Here is an 18056-nt window from a genome sequence, read left to right as displayed (position 1 = left end):
GAGCGTTCTCACCGGGCGCCGCCGCGGCCATCGCCCACGTGCGGGAAGTCACGCGCCACCATCCCCGCCACGATCTTCGCGCCCATCGTCACCATCGGCAGCCCGCCGCCCGGATGCACGGAACCGCCGACCAGGTACAGCCCCCGCCTGGGCCCCCGGTTGCCGGGGCGGAGGAAGGGCGAGAACCGCCCCCGATGGGCGCTGCCGTAGATCGCGCCGCCCCAGGCGCCGTAGCGGTCGCGCAGGTCAGCGGGGGTGAACACGTCGGCGAAGCGCAGCCGCCCCGACAGGTCGTGTCCGCGCTCGGCCAGCCGTTCCAGCACCAGATCCCGGTACGCCTCCACCCGCATCGGCCACCGCGCCGGATCCCGGGCGGGCACGTTGACGAGCAGCGTCCAGTTCTCCGCCCCCTGCGGCGCCTGCGAGTCGTCGTCCACCGCCGAGCAGCCGGCGTAGATGGTCGGGTCGCGAGGCGGCACCCGGCGGCGGAAGATGTCGTCGAACTCCCGCTCATAGGAGGCGGAGAACAGCACCGAGTGGTGCGGCAGCCCCGGCGTCCGTCCCGCCACGCCGGCCAGCACCAGCAGCGCCGACGACGAGGGGCCGAGCCTGGCGATCCCGCGCAGCCGCCGCCGGTCCGGCAGCAGCTCGCCGTACAGGGCGGCGGCGTCGGTATTGGCGACTACGACGTCCGTGCGCACCCGCCGCCCGCTCGCCAGCCGCACCCCGGTGACACGGGAGCGGTCCGCCTCGACGGCGGCGACCGGCTCCGACAGGAACACCTGCGCGCCCGCCGCCTTGAGCATCAGCGCCAGGTCGTCGGCCAGCCGGGCGAGGCCGCCCGGCGCGTACCAGACGCCCTGCCCGTGCTCCAGCGCGGGCACGCAGCCGAGCGCGGCGGGCGCGTTGTACGGGCTCGACCCGGCGTAGGTGGCGTAGCGGCCGACGTACTGGCGCAGGCGCGGGTCGCGGAAGAAGCGGCGGGCGAGCCCGTCCAGCGTGCGGCCCGGCGCCACCGCCAGCAGATCGGACGGCCGCGCCCCGTCCGGCGGCCGGATCAGCGGCCCGGCGAACGCGGTGCGGCCGGCCGCCCGCAGGCAGCCCCTGGCCCACTCGTGGAAGGCCCGCCAGGCGCGTCCCTCGCCGGGCGCCAGCCGTTCGACGGCGGCGGCCATCAGCTCCGGGTCCCGCCGGGCGTCGAGCACGCTGCCGTCGGCGAAGCGGTAACGGCACAGCGGATCCGGCTCGATCAGCTCGCGGCGCAGGCCCAGGTCGCGAAAGAGGCCCGGCATGGTGAGCAGCGAGGGGCCGAGCGAGAACGTGAAGCCGTCCCTGCGGTGCTCGGCCAGCTTGCCGCCGAGCCGTTCGCGCTGCTCGTACAGGCGGACCTCGTGGCCCTGCCTGGCCAGCAGCAGCGCGCACACCATGCCGCCCACGCCGCCGCCGATCACCGTCACCTCTGCCACGATCGCCTCCACGCCGCAGCGGCGAATCCACCCATCGCGAGCCCGCCGGCCGCCGCCACCAGCGGGTCCGCGGGGACGAACACCGCCGCGAACGCGACCGTCTCCATCACCGCCATGACCGTGTAGAGCACGAGCAGCCCGCTCGCCGGGGCGGGCTCACGGGCGAAGCGCTCGCCGGCGGGGGCGGCCTTGCGGGCGAGGCGCTCGCCGGCCGGCGCGGGGCCACGGGCGACGCGCCCGATGACGAGCATGACCAGCGCCGACACCACCAGCCACCCGGCGAAGTTGCTCAGCGGAATGCCCCGGTAGAAGCCGTCCTCCGCCCACGCCCACAGCCCGAGCCCGACCATCTGCGGGTCGAGGAACAGATCCCACGCCGTCAGCGCACCCGCGCCGGCGCATATGCGCCCCCAGCCGGTCGCCAGCGCCGCGCCCACCGCGTACGCCGCCAGCCCCATACCGCCCCAGGCCAGCGTCACCACCACGGGCACGCCGCCCACCTGCGGCCACAGCACATCGGTGTAGGAGTAGGAGCCGAACGGGAACCCGGTCAGCACGCCGGCCAGCTCGGCCGCGTACCCGGTCAGCACCGCCGCGCAGAACGCGCCGGCCGCCCTGCGCGGCCCCCAGGCGTCCGCGGCGAAGGCGACCGCGCTCGCCGCGAGCAGCGCCACGATCGCGGTGACGTACCGGTCGGGCCGCGCGTCCAGCCCCGATGCCACCTGCAGCGCCGTCATGGCGAGCAGCGACAGCACGCCGAGCGCGCGGGCCGGCCCGATGGCCGCGCCTGCCGTCCGTTCGCCCGGCGTCCGCTTCACACTCCGTCTTCTCTGTTCGTGGGCGCTCATGAGTCCGGGGATGGTCGTGCCCGGCCGCCCGCCAAGAGATCGTCTGGAACGAGGCAAAGATCGCCTTTTTCGCTGGTGAGCGGGGTTCATTACCGAACGCGGAGGTTCATCGGGGCGCGGCCAGAGGTTGCGCCGGGAAGCCCTCGGGTAGCCGGGCAAGTCACGTTTGCTCACTCGAACCAGCGCGAAGGAGCGCACGCACATGACCTTCAACCCACTCCAGGAGCGGGGCATCCCGCTGGACAAGCAACTGCGCAACTGGCGGGAGCTGAACGTCACGCCGATCGATCCCGACCACGCCGATCCGTACACGCGGTGTCGCATCATCACGATGAACGGCATCGAGGTCGAGGCCATCATGTTCAGCCACCACATGGCCCGGCACTGCCCCGACCTCGAGATCAAGCAGCAGCTCGCCAGGGTCCGCTACATCGAGGCGCAGCAGCAGAAGGCGGTCAACTGGCTGCTGCCCGGCCTCGCCTCGGTGCTGGAGACGACGATCGCGTACGAGCAGGTCGCGGTGGACCTCACCGCCTGGGTCGCCCGCATGGAGCCGGACCCGTACCTGCAGCAGGCGTACCAGTTCGGCGTGCTGGAGGACTTCGACCACCTCTACCGGTACGCGAACCTGTACGAGATGATCGAGCACCGCAAGGCGGAGAAGATCGTCGACCAGCTCACCGAGGTCATGCCGGGCCGCCCGACGTTCATGCACCACCGCAACCCGATCGACAACGTGCGCGAGCCGTACGACCGGTCGAGCGCAGCCCCGATCTCCAAGCTGCACGCGCTGACCATCATGGCGGCCGAGCAGCAGACCATGAACTTCTACATGAACGTCGGCCCCACCTACATGGAGCCGATCGCCCGCCAGCTCTACCAGGAGATCGGCCTCATCGAGGAAGAGCACGTCACCCACTACGAGTCGCTCGTCGACCCCGGCGAGAGCTGGTGGGAGATGCTGCTCAACCACGAGTACAACGAGTGCTACCTGTACCACTCGTTCATGGAGACCGAGACCGACCCCAAGGTGAAGAACGTCTGGGAGCTCCACCTGAACATGGAGCTCGAGCACCTCCGCCTGGCCGCCGAGCTGTTCAAGCGCTTCGACGGCCGCGAGCCCGAGCAGGTGCTCGCGCCCGCGCTGCCCGCGCCGGTCACCTTCGAGCCGAACAAGGGCTACCTGCGCGAGCTGCTGGCCACCCAGATCGACTACACGACGCTGGGCACCGGCTACGTCCAGGACGCCCACGAGCGCTTCGAGAAGATGCAGGAAGCCCTCATGGGCGGCGAGAAGGCGCCGTCCGAGCGCGTCATCGACGACAACCGCGCCACCTCGGGCCACGAGTACCGGCTGCAGACCGAGGGCGAGCACCCGGTCCACAGCCTCGCCGCCAACCGCTGACCATCGGCCCCGGGCCCGCACCACGGCGGTGCCTGGGGCCGTTCAGGCGTCAGGCGCCGCTCGCGTGCGGGTCCGTGCTGTTCAGTATCGCCACGACCTCGTCGTACTCGCCGCGGACTTCGCTGTAGCGGAGGAACTTCACCCGTTCGACCTGGATCTCCTTGGCGTCCGGCCGGCTCTCCAGCAGCTCCATGGTCTCCGCGATGTACTCCTCCAGCGGCATCGCGTGCTCGTTCGTCTCCTGCCCGGGCAGCAGCGTGGTGCGTACGGACGGCGGCACGAGCTCCATCACCCGCACGCTCGTGCCGTCGAGCTGGAGCCGCAGCGTCTCGCTGAGCATGTGGATCGCCGCCTTGGAGGCGTTGTAGCTGGGCGTGATCTTCAGCGGGGTGAACGCCAGGCCCGACGAGACGGTGACGATGGTGGCGTCCGGCCGCGTCTGCAGGTGCTCGATGAACGCGGCGATGAGCCGGATCGGCCCGAGCAGGTTGGTCGTCACGACCTCCTCGGCGGCGGCGAGGAACGACTCGGGCTTGCGCCAGTCCTCGACCCGCATGATGCCGGCCATCGCGATGAGCACGTTCAGCTCGGGATGCCGGGCGATGACCTGCCCGGCGGCGGCCTGGATGCTCGCCGGGTCGGTCGTGTCGATGGTGACGGTGTCGATGCCGGGGTTCTCGGCGGCGATCCGCTCAAGCAGCTCGGTACGCCGGCCGCCCACGATCACGGTGTTGCCCTTGTCGCGCAGGGCCAGGGCGAGCGCGAGCCCGATGCCGCTCGTGCCGCCGGGGATGAAGATGGTGTTCCCTGAGATCTGCATGCTTCGAGCGTGGCCGAGCGGCGCGCGCGGGTGCAGAGAGCGTTCATCGGGGGATCGGCGATCCCTGGTTGGCGTATCGCCCGTACACATAATGGGCTGTATGGATCGCGCAGCTCTGGCGGACTTCCTGCGTCGCCGCCGTGAAGCACTGCAGCCCGAGGACGTGGGGCTCCCGTCGGGCGCCCGCCGCCGGGCTCCTGGGCTGCGGCGCGAGGAGGTGGCCTCGCTCGCGGTGATGTCGACCGACTACTACACCCGGCTCGAGCAGCAGCGCGGCCCGCAGCCGAGCGTGCAGATGCTCGCCTCGCTGGCTCGGGCGCTGCGGCTGACGGACGACGAGCGCCGCTACCTGTTCCAGATCTCCGGCCACAACGCCCCCGCGACGCTGTCGGCCGTGACGCACGTCGCCCCCGCGCTGCTGCGGATGATGGACCGCCTGTGCGACACGCCGGCGCTCATCCTGTCGGACCTGGGGGAGACGCTGGTGCAGAACCGGCCGGCCGAGGCGCTGTTCGGCGACGCCTCCGGCTACACAGGGCTGGCCCGCTACGAGATCTACCGCTGGTTCACCGATCCGGCCACGCGTCGGCGCTACCCGGAGTACGACCACGCCCGGCAGAGCCGTTCCCTGGTCGCCAACCTGCGCGCCGTCCACGGCGCACGCGGCCCCGACTCGCAGGCGGGCGAGCTGGTCAGGGCGCTGCAGAAGGAGAGCGCCGAGTTCGCCGAGCTGTGGGAGCGGCACGAGGTGGCCAAGCGGTTCGAGGACCACAAGGTGCTCATCCATCCCGAGCTCGGCGAGATCGAGGTGGACTGCCAGGTGCTGTTCACCGAGGACCAGGCCCAGGCGCTGCTGGTGCTCACCGCGCCGCCGCGCAGCGAGGGCGACGAGAAGCTGCGGCTGCTCAACGTGGTCGGGCAGCAGCGGTTCACCAGGGCCTGAGCGCCGCTCACGCGGGGATCTTCTCCCGCTCCAGCAGGCCGAAGCCGAGCTGGCAGTACAGTTCGAGCTGGTCGTAGTACTCGCGGTGCGAGCAGATCTTGCCGTCCTCGACGAACGCGGTGCAGCTCGCCCGCACCGTGATCCGGCGGCGCGTCGGCGCGATCTCCCGCCCGTTGGGCAGCAGCAGGACCCCGGTGTTCGTGCCGGTGTAGGTCCACTCGGTGATGGCCGGGTTGTCGCAGTCGCCCAGCTCGAACCAGGCCGTCGCGTGCCAGTCGGGAAAACCGCGGAACGTCTGCTGATACATCCACTCGATCTGGTCGAGTCCCTCCGCCACGCCGCACGGCGTGACGTAGACGGCGTCCTTGCTGTAGCAGTCGAGAACGAGCGGCAGGTCGTGGGCCTTGACCGCCTCGTTCAACCGGTGCTTGAGATCCCAGAACATGGACACGGCTTACCCCCGAGCCTTGTCACCGGGCGCGCCACCGGCGGTGGTGCGCCCCCTCCAGTGTCGGCGCGATCTGCGGCACGGCGCTCCCAAGCACCCGCCAAAATCGCCATCCGTGGCGGCCGTGCGCCTCAGCGCCCGGTAAACGCGGGGTCCGCCGCGCCGTCTCGGGCTGGTCCGGCGCTTTCTGGGTAGGCGTACCGCCTCGAACCGAGGGAGAGGAGCGGTGCCGTGCATGCCTATCAGGAGCCGATCGACCAGGTGCGGTCCGGGATGAAGGTCGTGGACAGCGACGGCAAAGAGCTGGGAACGGTGGAGTTCGTCAAGCTGGGCGACCCGCAGGCCGCCACCACGGAGGGGCAGGAGTCCGGCCCGCGTCCGGGCGTCGTGCCGATCCTTGCCGATGTTTTCACCGATCCTGAGCCCGACCTGCCGCCCGCGCTCGCGGCCAGGCTCGTGCGTACGGGCTTCGTCAAGGTGGACGCCAAGGGCTGGTTCTCCCGAGACCTGTACGTGACCCCCGACCAGGTCGCCAGGGTCGAAGGGAACGTCGTGCACCTCAGCGCCGACCGGGGCGCGCTGGCGATGGTGAGCTGACCGTCTCAGATCGGGCGGGCGTTTCCCGCCCGATCTGGCGGGCAACCGCCTACCATGATGCGAGCTCTCATGAAGGGCGCCGTCTGCGGCGCCGTCGCCACCGCCGCGATGAGCGGGGTCATGCTGGCCGGCAGCAGGATGGGCCTCATGCCCGACCAGCCGCCCAAACGCATCGCCCGCGCGATGCTGCCCGGCCACAAGCACCGGCCCAAGTCGGGTGAGGGGGTCGCGGGCGCCATGGCGCACTTCGGCTTCGGTGTCGGCGCGGGCTCGCTGTACGGGCTGCTGGCCCGCGGCGACCGTACGCCCTCCATCGCCGGCGTCGGCTACGCTCTGGCCATCTGGGCCGCCAGCTACCAGGGCTGGGTGCCCGGCCTCAGGATCCTGCCCGCCGCCACCCGCGACCTGCCCGGCCGCCCCGCCGTCATGATCGCCGGGCACATCGTGTACGGCATGATCCTCACCAAGGCCATGAACCGGCTCAACGCTCGTACAGCGCGGAAAGCGGACAGGAAGCGGGCACGGGGGGAGGGCGGCGAGCACCGCGAACCGGCGTACCGCCCTGAGCCCGGCACGACGGAGTACCACCGCCGCCACGCCCACGCCCGCATCTGACGGGCCTTTCCCGCGAACCGGCCCGCACCGCGAAGAGCGGTCAGGAGTCCGGGGGCTCGGTGAGGAGGTCCTGGTCGAGCACTGTGTCGAGCTGCAGCTCCCGGTACCCGGCCGTGTCGAACAGCACCGTCAGCCGGTCCTCACCGCGCGAGATGACCTCGCCCGGCCCCCAGGCGCGGTGCTCGACGCGAGCGCGCGCGGGGAACGGCCCGCTCTCCACCTCCCGGCCGGCCCGGCCGGCGGTGCCGGCCCGGCAGGTGTCGCAGTTGCCGCACGCCTCCGCGACCTGCTCGCCGAAGTAACCGAGCAGGAACCGCCGCCGGCAGTCGCCGGTCTCGGCGTAGCGGCGCATCATCTCCAGCCGGGTACGCTCCACGTCCCGGCGCCGCTCGGCCAGCTCCCTGGACAACCCGGCGGCCTCCTCTGGAGCGGGCGCATCGGGCACCGGCTCGACCCGGCGGGTGCCGACCCGTACCGCGCCGACCCGTTCCAGCAGGTCGAGCAGCGTCGTCAGGCGGCGCGCCGACACCTCGGCGCGCTCGCACAGCGTACGCCGGTCACAGGAGCCGCGCTCCGCGACGGCCCGCGCCACCCGGATCAGCGCGTCCGCGTCCGGCACGGTCCCGGTGAAGTAGCGCTGCAGCCCCAGATCCTCCTGCCGGTAGAACAGCGTCGCCGCGGCCGGCTCGCCGTCCCGACCCGCGCGGCCGATCTCCTGGTAGTAGGCGTCCGGCGAGCCGGGCACCTCGGCGTGGACGACGAACCGCACGTCCGGCTTGTCGATCCCCATGCCGAACGCGCTGGTGGCCACCACCACGTCCACATCCCCCGACATGAACCCGCCGTGCACCTCATCGCGCTCGGAGCGCCGCAGCCCGGCATGGTAGGCCGCCGCCCGCACCCCCGCCTCGGCGAGCAGCTCGCTCAGGCGGGTGGTCTGCTTGCGTACGGCCGTGTAGACGATGCCCGGCCCCGGCCGCCCGGCGACGGTGGCGACGATCTCGGACGCGGGATCGTCCAGCATCCTGCGGACGGCGAGCGAGATGTTCGGCCGGTCGAACCCCTGCACGATCTCCACCGGGTCGCGCAGGCCGAGCCGTTCGGCGATCTCCGCCCGCACGGGCGGCGCGGCGGTGGCGGTCAGCGCGGCGATCGCCGGGCGGCCCAGCGCCTCGGCGACCTGGCCGAGCCGCAGGTAGTCGGGGCGGAAGTCGTGCCCCCACGAGGAGATCAGGTGGGCCTCGTCCACGACCAGCAGCGACGGGCCCGCCGCCGCCAGGTCGCGCACGACGTCCGGCTTGGCGAGCTGTTCGGGCGCGCAGAACAGGAACTCCGTACGCCCGGCGCGCAGCGACTCGAACGCGCTGCGCCGCCGCCCCGCCGAGGTGCCCGCATCGAGGCTTACCGCCTTCTCGTCCTTTGCGCGCAGCGCCTCGACCTGGTCGCGCTGCAGCGCGATGAGCGGCGAGACCACGACCGTGGGTCCCGGCAGCAGCAGCGCGGGCACCTGGTAGATCGCGGACTTGCCGGCACCGGTCGGCATCACGGCCAGCACGTCCCGGCCCCGCGCCAGGGCGGTCATCGCGCCGAGCTGGCCCGGCCGCAGATCGGCCAGGCCGAGCGCCTGCCGGGCCACCCGCTCGCACGCCGCGCCCACGTCCTCCATCGGGCCTCCCGTCCGTTCGCCGGGCCGCGCGCCGGGCAGCCGGCTCGTTCTGCGGTGGCGACCGCTCAGTGCCTGGCGCCCGTCCGGCCCCTGGTCAGCAGCACGCCGAGCGCGACCATGCCGACGCCCAGGATCAGGTGCAGCCAGTTGTCGGCGGTGTTGAGCGGAACGAAGTTGGCCGGGCTGTCCTGCGCGACGAGCAGGCCGTACAGCCACAGCAGCAGGTAGATGATGCCGCCGACGACCAGGAAGTTCCGCGCGCCGCTCCACGTCTTCGCCAGCAGCACGCCGGCGATGCCGAAGATCAGGTGCACGATGTTGTGCAGGATCGAGACCTGGAAGAGGCCGAGCAGCAGGGCGTCGGAGTGATGCCCGGCGAACTGCAGCTGGTCGAAGTTGGTGGTCACGCCCGGAACGAAGCCGAGCACGCCGACGAGCAGGAACACCACGCCGGTGATCAGGGCCGCGAGCTGCACGGGAGTGCGGCTCGCCGTGGTGCGGTGAGTGATCATGGGGGGCCTCCTTGGTAGTTGGACCCCCCTCCTACCCACAGGGACGATCGCATGCGTCGGGGTTCAGCCGATGATCACCCGCTCCTCGGGCAGCTCGTAGCGGCGGCGACGCTGCTTCAGCGCAAGGGCCGAGCCCAGCGTGAGCGGTCCGATGCGGCCGACGAACATCAGCAGGCTCATCAGGACGTGCCCCGCCACCGGGATCTCGTTCGTGATGCCGGTCGACAGGCCGTTGGTGGAGAACGCCGAGATCGCCTCGAACAGCACCCGGTCGAGGTCGTGCACGCTGATGGTGAGCAGCAGCCAGGTCGCGAACGCCACCAGGATGACGCCGAGCAGCGTGATGGACACCGCCTGCCGCTGCGTGGAGGAGGGCAGCCGCCGGTGGCCGATGTTCACGTGGTTCTCGCCGCGCAGCTCGGCCCAGATGATGAACAGCAGGAAACCGAACGTGGTGACCTTGATGCCGCCCGCCGTGCTCGCGCTGCCGCCTCCGATGAACATCAGGATCTCGGTGATCAGCCACGACGACGGATACATCTGGCTGATGTCGAGCGTGTTGAAGCCGCCAGAACGCGGCATCACGGCGGCGAAGAACGCCGCGAGCAGCTTCCCCGAGTCGTCGAGCGGGCCCATCGTCGCCGGGTTGCGCCACTCGGTCATCAGGAACGCCAGCGTGCCCCCGGTGATGAGCAGCGCGCTCACCCCGAGCGTGACCCGCGTCAGCATCGACCAGCGGCTCGGCCGCCGCCACGTGCGCAGCAGCTCGAAGACGACCGGATAACCCAGGCCGCCGACGAGCACCGCGCCCGCGATGGTCAGGGAAATCCACGGATCGGTGACGAAGCGCATCAGGTTGTCCGGCCAGAGGGCGAAACCGGCGTTGTTGAAGGCCGACACCCCGTGGAAGACGCCGAGGTAGACCGCCCTGCCGAGCGGCTCGCCGTACCCGGTGGCGAACCGTACGGTGAGGAGCGTGGCGACCACGACCTCGCACACCACCGTGAACGTCACCACCTTGCGCAGCACATGACGCAGGTCGGCCCCCACCACCGCCTTCGTCTCCAGCTGCGCCGACAGCCGCGCCCGCAACCCGATGCGGCCCGACAGGATCACCATGACCAGCGTGGCGAGCGTCATGATGCCCAGCCCGCCCACCTGGAACAGAACGGTGATCACCACTTCGCCGAACACCGACCAGTGCGTCCCGGTGTCCACCACCGTCAGGCCCGTCAGGCACACGGCCGAGGTGGCGGTGAAGAACGCGGTGAGCCAGCTCGTCTCGCCCGACGCCGTCGCCGGCGGCGTGCCGAGCAGCAGCGTGCCGATCAGCACCGCCGAGCCGAACCCGGCCGCGATCACCACCGCCGGATGCCGCCCGCGCCCCGGCACCGCGGGTCGCCGCCCGTTCATGTGGCCACCTCCCGGCGCGAGCCACGGCCGGGCCTGTTGCGGTCGTCGTCCATGGGGGCGCCTCCGTCGGGCTCGCACGTGCCGGAGACCTCCCCGCCGACCAGGCGTTCCGGCACTTCAACGCCCTACGCTAGCGCAGCCGGCCCGGCGTACGGCGGCGCGCCCGCCGGCCGGGCGTGACGTCGCCGCAGGACCCTTCCGTGCATTCGACGGCCACCACCCGGATTTCGCCTTATCAAGTACGCCACCGACCACCCGAACCCGACCTTTGCCGATACATATACGGTGGGCTTGCCGCTAACCCGCATGGATCAATACCTTGACCGGGAAAATCCGTACGTCGGATCAGAAAGTGATCGCCATGCCCAACGGCAGCACCACGGGGGCCGTCGGCTTCGCGCCGGAAGAGATCGACCCCACCCTCCCGACCCGATCCGCCCGCCTGAAGTGGGTGATCGTCGTCAACGACTCCCTGCCCGCCGGCCGGGCCGTCAACGCCGCCGTGTGCGTCGCCGCCGCTACTTCCCGCGCGGTCACCGGCCTCCTGGGCGATGATGCGGTGGACGCCGGCGGCATCCCACACCCCGGCCTCCCCTGGGCCGGCTGCTCGGTTCTGGCCGCCGACACCGCCACCCTGCGCACGATCAGAACCAAGGCCGCCGCCTCCGACACCTGCTACGTCGCCGACATGCCCGCCGCCGCCCAGCACACCCGCGTCTACGCCGACTACCTCGCCACGGTGAAGGAAACGCAGGCGGAGGACATCGAGTACTACGCCGTCAGCCTCGTCGGCCCCCGCAACCGTATCGACAAGATCGTCGGCCGCCTCCCCCTGCTGGCCTGAGCCGTACGTTTTCGGGCGAGGCGTGCCGTTCACGTCTCGTCTTGAACCGCTGGCGAAAGGCGTATGCAGCAGTACGCGGAGTGGCGGTGCGCGATGGGTTCATACGCGATGGTGCGATAGCGAGCGGCGCCGCGGAGGACGTCATTCCCCGGTGACACAGAGGTCGATCGCTCCGAATGCGTCATGGCCAGTGCCATTCGCGCACCCCGCCCCAGACATGTCCCGATTCCGGTGACCATGCTTTCGAGCGGTGCCCCGGCTCGGGCGTGAATGCCCCCGCGTCCGGCCCGTTCGTATGACCGCGGACAGGACCGTTTCTCTTCCGCCAACCGGTCAATTCGCGCAGCCGCAAGATCCTGCGCATCATTCTCGAACCCCGTGACCGGCGCGCCAACCGCCGCCGAGTAGGCGACGCGGAGTGCCCACCGCCGAGCGTTGCGGCACGCAACGTCGTCACACGTGCGATCAGCGACCGAAGAACATTCACGCTGCGGTCGCTCGCTACGGGAAACCGCCTACATCTCCCTCGGCACCGTCACCCTGACCGCGCCGGTCATCTGGCTCCCGGCACGATCTGAGAAACAACTGCCAATGGCCCCTTGCGTCTGCTTCGGCATGGCCGATCCTCACGGAAGCCAGCTTTCCCGTTACTAAAAACAATCTTTACTGAAATCTGGCCCACGTGTCATGATCACTCGGTTCTGTCAATCTGGCGAAAGGATCCGGTGACCACAGTGCGAAGAGCGTCTGGCTTATCCGGCTGGACTAGTCGCCGCGTTGCCCTGATCGCAGTCATGGCACTGCCGCTCTCGATGATGAGCGTTCCTGCCATGGCTCAAGGCCCCACGCCATCCCCCACCCGTGACTCGACGGCCGAGCTCTCGCCGCCGAGCACTCCGACCGGGGAAGCGCTTGCGCAAGCGAAGAAGACCAACCGGCGCGTCGAAATCGAATCGCTGCGCTCCGAAAGCGCCACCTTTTATGCAAATCCGGACGGCAAGACGGTCCGGATGGAGATGTACGCCCGGCCGATCCGCGTCAAGAACATCGACGGCACCGGCTTCACGCCGATCGATACCACCCTCGTCGAGAGGGACGGTGCCATCAAGCCCAAGGCTGCGCATGGTGGTCTGGTTCTGTCCGCCGGTCGGGATAAGACCCTGCTCAGGACTCAAGCAGCGGACGCTGCAGCGCAGATCGGGACGCCGCTGGAGCTCCCCAAGCCGAGGCTTAAGGAAAACACGGCCACATATCCCGATGTTTACGGCAAGGGCCGCGATCTGGTCGTGATCGCCGACGCGACCGGTTTCCGGCAGCAAGTCACCATCGCCGAACGCCCTGTCGGCCCTGTGTCCTTCCGGGTTCCGGTGGATCTGCCGGATGGTCTGTCGTTCAAGAAGAACGTCTCGGGACGCCCTGTCATCGTGGATGAGGACGGCAAGGTACTGACCGAAGTCCGGCCAACGCTCCTGCAGGATGCGAAGGCCGCCGACGCCGATGGCCCGATCGACGCAGGGAAGATCGGCACGGCCACCGTGTCGCTCGCCGAGGACGGCCACAGTCTGGTGTTCACTCCGGATGCGACATTCTTGGCTGACCCGGCGGTCACGTACCCCGTGACGATGGCAGCCGTCGCGGACGACTGGTGGGAAACGGATACCAGCGAATGGCACCTGGGTGGTCAGGACACTTTCGTCAATGACAAGGACTACCAGGACAGCTGGAACAACTTCACCCTCGATAGGATCCTTGTCGGCAAGTCCAACAGCGGTACGGTGCGCTGGCGGAGTTATCTACGCTTCCCCGACGTGCCGGCCGTGTTCGCCGGCAGCAAGGTCGAAAACGCCGATCTGATTCTATGGAACTACCTGTCGAACGACTGTGGAAGCCGAGTAGGTTCCGGTGTCACCGCACGGCGAATCACTTCTGACTGGGATGAGGCGACGCTGACATGGAGCAGCCAGCCGTCCGTCACCAATGAGGGTGCAGACAACGAACCCGGCGCCTACAGCACCGACTGCACCGGATCGATGAACTATGCATGGGATTTGATCCACTCGGTCGATGACATCGTGCAGGCGTGGGTGGACGGCAAGCCCAACTACGGCATTCAGCTGGCGGCCGGCAGTGAATCGGACCTCACCAACTGGCGGCGGTATCGCACCGACGAGGCCGGTGGTTGCACCACGGCTCCGCGCGAGCAGTGCAAGGGCAGGCTGCATCCACCCATCCTCACTGTGGACTTCGAGCTCCCCGAGCCGCCCTTGACGCGCACCACCGTGTACGACGGCATGCCCGAGTTTCCCGAGGATGGCGTCACCTCCGAACTGCTGGAGGAGTACCGAGGCGACGAGATCACCGATGAGAGGGTCCCGCCCGCTAGGGTTTCGCGTGAACAGGCCCTGATTGAGGCCCGCAGCATGGAGGACGTCACCGAGTCCGATCCGGAGACGATGCCGCCCCCACCGGAGGGGCTCACGGACGAACAGATCGCAAACGACCTGAATCCTGATCGCGCGCCCGTGGAGATTCCCACGGAGGAGACCGTGCAGGGGCATTGGGATTTCGACGAGGGTATGGGCACCGTTGCCGCTGATTCCTCCGGGCAAGGGCACAACGCAACGCTGGGAAGTACTGCCGTGTGGACGGAGGGTAAGAACGGCACAGCTCTGTCCAACAGCCCGGCCCCGCGGATGGCCGGCACCTCACGTGCGCAGGCGCGGGCCGTTGCGTCACTGACTGCACTGAGGTCAGGCAAGCCGGTAGAGGTGGTGAGCGAAACCTCCGCAACCAGCATCACCATGGCTCAGCCGGATGGTAAGACCTTCAAGACGGAGATCGCCGCTCGGCCGGTGCGGACCCGTCAAGGCGACGAGTGGGTGCCGATCGATACGACGCTGACGGAGCAGAGTGGCACACTCAGGCCCAAGACCCTGGCCGCTGATATCAAGCTGGAAATTTCAACCGGCGGGATGCATCCGTTCGTGAGGATGTCCGCGAAGGAAAAGCAGTACTCCCTGCGCTGGCCAAGGCCGCTGCCTAAGCCCACGGTCAGGGGCAGCGTTGCCACCTATGCTGATGCTGCCGGGGTCGGGGCCGATCTTGTTGTGACGGCGTTGCCGACTGGATTCCGTTATGAGGTGGTGCTGCGACACCGCCCGTCCAAGCCGCTGGAGCTCCGTATAGGCGTCGAGGACGAGGGACTGACTCTTTCTCAAAGTGAGGGCGGGCACTTGCTCATGAGGGGCAAGGGCAAGGAGCCGGTTGCCCGATGGGCGCGGCCCATCATGACGGATGCCGGTGTCAACAGGGCCAAGCGCGGGCAAGTCAAGATGGCCTTGGCCGACGAGGAACGTCACACGTCCCTGGTCATCAAGCCTGATCAGGCGCTCCTGGCGAAGCCGGACACGGCCTACCCGGTACGAGTGGCCGCTGCGGTCACCGTGCCTCTCAGCGCCGACATGGACGTGACCACGAACGATACTGAAGACTGGCCCGCGTATCCTGACAACCAGTACCTACTGGCCGGTACGATGACGGGCGGGCTGAAGGCCCGCGTACACCTGCAATTCGACACTACGGGTCTCCAAGGCAGCACGGTGACCGACGCCACGCTGGCGATGAATACCGTCGACAGTCATGATTGCGGTGCCACCCTTGCTGATGGCATCCAAGTGGCGCGGATTACCAGCACGTGGACTCCGGACAACCTCTACTGGGACAACAAGCCCACTTACACGACCGAGGACGCATCGACCAACTTCAAAGGTGTCAGCGGCGACTGCGCCCCTTACCCGGACAGCTTGGACTGGAACGTCACCGGCATCGTTCAGGACTGGGCGGCCGGCGCACCCAACCACGGTTTGGTGCTCAAGTCGCCCAACGAAGCGAACATCGACAATTACCGAGTCTTCACGTCCTCCGAAGACACCGACTTCAACCTGCCGCCCAAGCTGATCATTACGACCAGCGGTCCCGCGTCGGCGCCTGCGATCGCCGGACTGCTGATCACGCCCTCAGAAGTCGTATCTGGGACCACTGTTACGACCTCGCTTACGCCGCAGTTGTCCGCTACTGTTTCCGACACGGTCGACGGCGAACTGACCGGGCAATTCGAGATCGAGCACGACCCCTCCGCGACAGAGCAGGGCAGCGGTCAGATCTGGGCGGGAACGTCAGCAGCCGTCGCTTCGGGCGGGCAGGTCACCGTGTCCGTTCCCGCAGGCAAACTCGCCACAGGATGGAAGATTCGGTGGCGTGGCAGGGCGGCCAACACCAGCGCCGGAACAACATCGGCATGGTCTGCATGGCAATCCGTCACCGTGAGTGCGCCATCGCAGGACCCCGAGCCACAGATAGCCGCTCTGCAGATCGAGCCGTCCCAACTGGTGGACGGTACGATTGTGACCACCTCTCTCACCCCTACGCTGCTCGCTCAAGTCACCGGCAACGGCACTCTCCGCGCGGAATATGAGGTAGAGCATGATCCCGCAGCGACAGAGCAGGGCAGTGGCCAGATATGGGCGGCATCAGTAGACGGGCTTCTTCCTGGATCTCAGGCCCGGGTAACGGTACCGGCGGGGAAGCTGGTCGATGGCTGGAAGGTGCGCTGGCGGGCCAGAGCGGTCGCCGAGGGCGCGAGTTCCGCCTGGTCAGACTGGCAGCTGTTCACCGTACGGACCGCACAACCCGGCGGGGAACCATTGGCTCGGACTGCCGGACCGGTTATCCGCACGGATGGCAGTTTCACCGTTGCGGCATGGTTGCGTTGGGCGGATGATCAAGGCGCCTACAAGGTAGTCGAACAGATGGGGACCCATAAGGCTCCCTTCCTTCTGGGTAACGCACCCGAGCGAGGTCTCATTTTCGCCTTCACGAGCGCTGACGCCGTGGACGCAACGACGGAAACGTTGTTCTCCGATGTGGCGCCTCCGGTCGACGAGTGGTTCCACTTGGCCGGCGTATACGAGGCGACGAGCAGGACCGCCACGCTGTACCTGAACGGAACTGAGATAAAGTCAGGAAAGATCAACTTTCCGGCCTGGAACGCTGAGGGGGCGCTTTCGCTCGGCACTGATATGAGCGGAGCCCTTGACGAGGTACGCCTTTATAGCAAGGCCCTGGACGCAGACGAGATCTCGGCGCTCGCAGGTGGTCCGGGGCAAGGTGGTACAGAATCGCGAAAGCGGACCACCGGCCGGCCGGTGGCTGCGGCCAACAATAACTTCGTGTACGATCGCGTCGGCTACGACGAATGCGTGAACGCGAAAGCGTATCGGAGCGCCTATGTGGCCGCCGGCAAGACCAGGCCGGCCATCAATCCCCGAGGCTACACGAAAAACCACTTCTCCTGGTGCACGAAGCAGATTCCGATGCTCGCCGTCGAGGTGTACAATCGCGCCAGGAAGCAGTGGGAAACAACGGACCTTGCTGCAGCCGAACTGGTGACGATCGGGCGTACCTTCCAAGGAAGCCGCGAGATCGAGTTCGACGTCTATATGCCTCGTCTCAACGATGCGGTGATGGGTACTGCCTTCATGGGCAAGAATTTCACCGTCGGGCTGAATGTGACGGGGGATCCCAGTTCGGCCGCCTGTAAACAGGTGGTGAACAGCCAGTATCCCGCAGTGTTCTCTGGGCCCGCACAGTACTGGGCTGGTCGCAAGGTGACCTTCAAGGTCGAGTCACCCGCGTCTGGCTGGGTGCCGGGGCCGAACAACAGGGAGCTCATCGCCACGTGTACGACCCAGCTCACCTTTACGGCTCCGAGCGTCGTCGGTATCCGGTACAACAACAAAACGGCACAGCAGGTCATCCGCTGCGATTCTGCGGAATATATCACCTGGTACCGGTCGGGGTGTATTTTTGCTCACCTCGTACCGTCCATCAAGCTCCGGCAGAAGCAGTTCCCGAACGCATACGCTCACATTTCCAAGGCGTTCTTGGCGCCGGACACCACCGTTCCGGAGACGAACACGACGGATGAGAGGATCTGGCCTCCCAAGACGAGGGTTCCGTTAGGGACTCCCAAGCTCTTCCCTGGGTTCTCGAAAACCAACACCATTCACCGTCTCTACTGGGATGAAAATCGCATAGATCGAAATAGATGGCGATCGCAGCGGATATGCGGCTACAGGTGGCATCCCTGGTGGCAGGGGAGAGATCCCGTGCCTTGGGACCCGGCGGTCCAACAGTGCGACGAGTTCCCCTTCGCCAGCACATACGAAGGATCATGGGCGGTGTGGCAGAAAACGCCTCCTGACGACCCCTGCTGCACATATCCCAAGCGGGCCAACATCACGGTGGACCTGATCCCTGCCCAAGAAAATCAAGCCTGGGGGGCAAACTGGGACACCGGCGGCCTCGGCCGCTTCTACATGGTCGATCGCATCCTGGATGAAGACGATTTCTTCATTCGGCTATATGATTCGAACGACAAGCTGGTGAACGTCAACTGATCATCGGCTGTGCTGGAGTCC

General features: G+C 68.2%; 13 protein-coding genes. 6 read left to right on the top strand and 7 right to left on the bottom strand.

Translation table 11 applies throughout. The annotated features are described in order from the left end of the window. Positions 1–8 precede the first annotated feature (8 nt). Together ACFMQL_RS39645 and ACFMQL_RS39640 are read right to left on the bottom strand one after the other, a co-directional pair. The gene (locus tag ACFMQL_RS39645; protein WP_378789907.1) at positions 9–1466 is read right to left on the bottom strand and encodes a phytoene desaturase family protein; all 1458 of its coding nucleotides are present in this window, start codon (positions 1464–1466) and stop codon (positions 9–11) included. After that, complete coding sequence (locus ACFMQL_RS39640) at positions 1454–2284, bottom strand: carotenoid biosynthesis protein (RefSeq protein ID WP_364064806.1); 831 nt, start codon at positions 2282–2284, stop codon at positions 1454–1456. The genes ACFMQL_RS39645 and ACFMQL_RS39640 overlap by 13 nt, the downstream gene beginning before the upstream one ends. Before the next feature lie 232 nt (positions 2285–2516). On the opposite strand from ACFMQL_RS39640, the gene ACFMQL_RS39635 reads away from it, so the two are divergent. Beyond that, positions 2517–3719, top strand: a complete 1203-nt coding sequence (locus ACFMQL_RS39635) for a hypothetical protein (protein ID WP_364064804.1) — start codon at positions 2517–2519, stop codon at positions 3717–3719. Positions 3720–3768: 49 nt separating this feature from the next. Here the strand turns inward: ACFMQL_RS39635 and ACFMQL_RS39630 are convergent, their stop codons facing one another. Then, a complete protein-coding gene (locus tag ACFMQL_RS39630; RefSeq protein ID WP_364064801.1) occupies positions 3769–4539 on the bottom strand; it encodes an SDR family NAD(P)-dependent oxidoreductase in 771 nt (256 codons plus the stop codon). Positions 4540–4639: 100 nt separating this feature from the next. Here ACFMQL_RS39630 and ACFMQL_RS39625 point away from each other — a divergent pair, with 100 nt between their 5' ends. After that, positions 4640–5482, top strand: coding sequence for a helix-turn-helix transcriptional regulator (locus ACFMQL_RS39625; protein WP_364064799.1), 843 nt, complete (start codon positions 4640–4642; stop codon positions 5480–5482). A gap of 7 nt (positions 5483–5489) precedes the next feature. On the opposite strand, the gene ACFMQL_RS39620 is transcribed toward ACFMQL_RS39625, so the two are convergent. After that, a complete protein-coding gene (locus ACFMQL_RS39620; protein ID WP_378789903.1) occupies positions 5490–5927 on the bottom strand; it encodes an ester cyclase in 438 nt (145 codons plus the stop codon). Positions 5928–6161: 234 nt separating this feature from the next. Here ACFMQL_RS39620 and ACFMQL_RS39615 point away from each other — a divergent pair, with 234 nt between their 5' ends. Next, entirely contained in the window at positions 6162–6527 is a 366-nt protein-coding gene (locus ACFMQL_RS39615) for a hypothetical protein (protein ID WP_364064794.1), read from the top strand. A 69-nt stretch (positions 6528–6596) separates the two neighbouring features. After that, positions 6597–7142, top strand: coding sequence for a DUF6789 family protein (locus ACFMQL_RS39610; protein WP_364064792.1), 546 nt, complete (start codon positions 6597–6599; stop codon positions 7140–7142). A 40-nt stretch (positions 7143–7182) separates the two neighbouring features. Here ACFMQL_RS39610 and ACFMQL_RS39605 read toward each other — a convergent pair whose 3' ends face one another. From ACFMQL_RS39605 to ACFMQL_RS39595, 3 genes are all read right to left on the bottom strand, one after another. Beyond that, positions 7183–8808 (bottom strand): RecQ family ATP-dependent DNA helicase, encoded by a 1626-nt coding sequence (locus ACFMQL_RS39605; RefSeq protein WP_364064790.1) that lies wholly within the window; start codon positions 8806–8808, stop codon positions 7183–7185. Positions 8809–8873: 65 nt separating this feature from the next. Further along, positions 8874–9320, bottom strand: a complete 447-nt coding sequence (locus ACFMQL_RS39600; protein WP_364064787.1) for a DUF4383 domain-containing protein — start codon at positions 9318–9320, stop codon at positions 8874–8876. Between the two features lie 63 nt (positions 9321–9383). Beyond that, positions 9384–10733 (bottom strand): potassium transporter TrkG, encoded by a 1350-nt coding sequence (locus tag ACFMQL_RS39595; RefSeq protein WP_364064785.1) that lies wholly within the window; start codon positions 10731–10733, stop codon positions 9384–9386. 361 nt (positions 10734–11094) lie between these two features. Here ACFMQL_RS39595 and ACFMQL_RS39590 point away from each other — a divergent pair, with 361 nt between their 5' ends. Both ACFMQL_RS39590 and ACFMQL_RS39585 read left to right on the top strand, forming a co-directional pair. Then, the gene (locus ACFMQL_RS39590; RefSeq protein ID WP_364064782.1) at positions 11095–11577 is read left to right on the top strand and encodes a DUF2000 domain-containing protein; all 483 of its coding nucleotides are present in this window, start codon (positions 11095–11097) and stop codon (positions 11575–11577) included. Positions 11578–12371: 794 nt separating this feature from the next. Beyond that, positions 12372–18035 (top strand): DNRLRE domain-containing protein, encoded by a 5664-nt coding sequence (locus ACFMQL_RS39585; RefSeq protein ID WP_378789899.1) that lies wholly within the window; start codon positions 12372–12374, stop codon positions 18033–18035. Positions 18036–18056: the final 21 nt, after the last annotated feature.

Origin of the sequence: Nonomuraea fastidiosa, assembly GCF_042751225.1 — a bacterium.
GTDB lineage: Bacteria > Actinomycetota > Actinomycetes > Streptosporangiales > Streptosporangiaceae > Nonomuraea > Nonomuraea fastidiosa.
This window is presented reverse-complemented; position numbering and strand designations above follow the sequence as displayed.

Excerpts from the sequence above, each read along its gene's own strand:
- ACFMQL_RS39600 (WP_364064787.1), bottom strand. The coding sequence starts at position 9,320 with ATGATCACTCACCGCACCACGGCGAGCCGCACTCCCGTGCAGCTCGCG.
- ACFMQL_RS39635 (WP_364064804.1), top strand. The coding sequence starts at position 2,517 with ATGACCTTCAACCCACTCCAGGAGCGGGGCATCCCGCTGGACAAGCAA.
- ACFMQL_RS39605 (WP_364064790.1), bottom strand. The coding sequence starts at position 8,808 with ATGGAGGACGTGGGCGCGGCGTGCGAGCGGGTGGCCCGGCAGGCGCTC.
- ACFMQL_RS39595 (WP_364064785.1), bottom strand. The coding sequence starts at position 10,733 with ATGAACGGGCGGCGACCCGCGGTGCCGGGGCGCGGGCGGCATCCGGCG.
- ACFMQL_RS39585 (WP_378789899.1), top strand. The coding sequence starts at position 12,372 with ATGGCACTGCCGCTCTCGATGATGAGCGTTCCTGCCATGGCTCAAGGC.
- ACFMQL_RS39610 (WP_364064792.1), top strand. The coding sequence starts at position 6,597 with ATGAAGGGCGCCGTCTGCGGCGCCGTCGCCACCGCCGCGATGAGCGGG.
- ACFMQL_RS39625 (WP_364064799.1), top strand. The coding sequence starts at position 4,640 with ATGGATCGCGCAGCTCTGGCGGACTTCCTGCGTCGCCGCCGTGAAGCA.
- ACFMQL_RS39620 (WP_378789903.1), bottom strand. The coding sequence starts at position 5,927 with ATGTTCTGGGATCTCAAGCACCGGTTGAACGAGGCGGTCAAGGCCCAC.
- ACFMQL_RS39630 (WP_364064801.1), bottom strand. The coding sequence starts at position 4,539 with ATGCAGATCTCAGGGAACACCATCTTCATCCCCGGCGGCACGAGCGGC.
- ACFMQL_RS39590 (WP_364064782.1), top strand. The coding sequence starts at position 11,095 with ATGCCCAACGGCAGCACCACGGGGGCCGTCGGCTTCGCGCCGGAAGAG.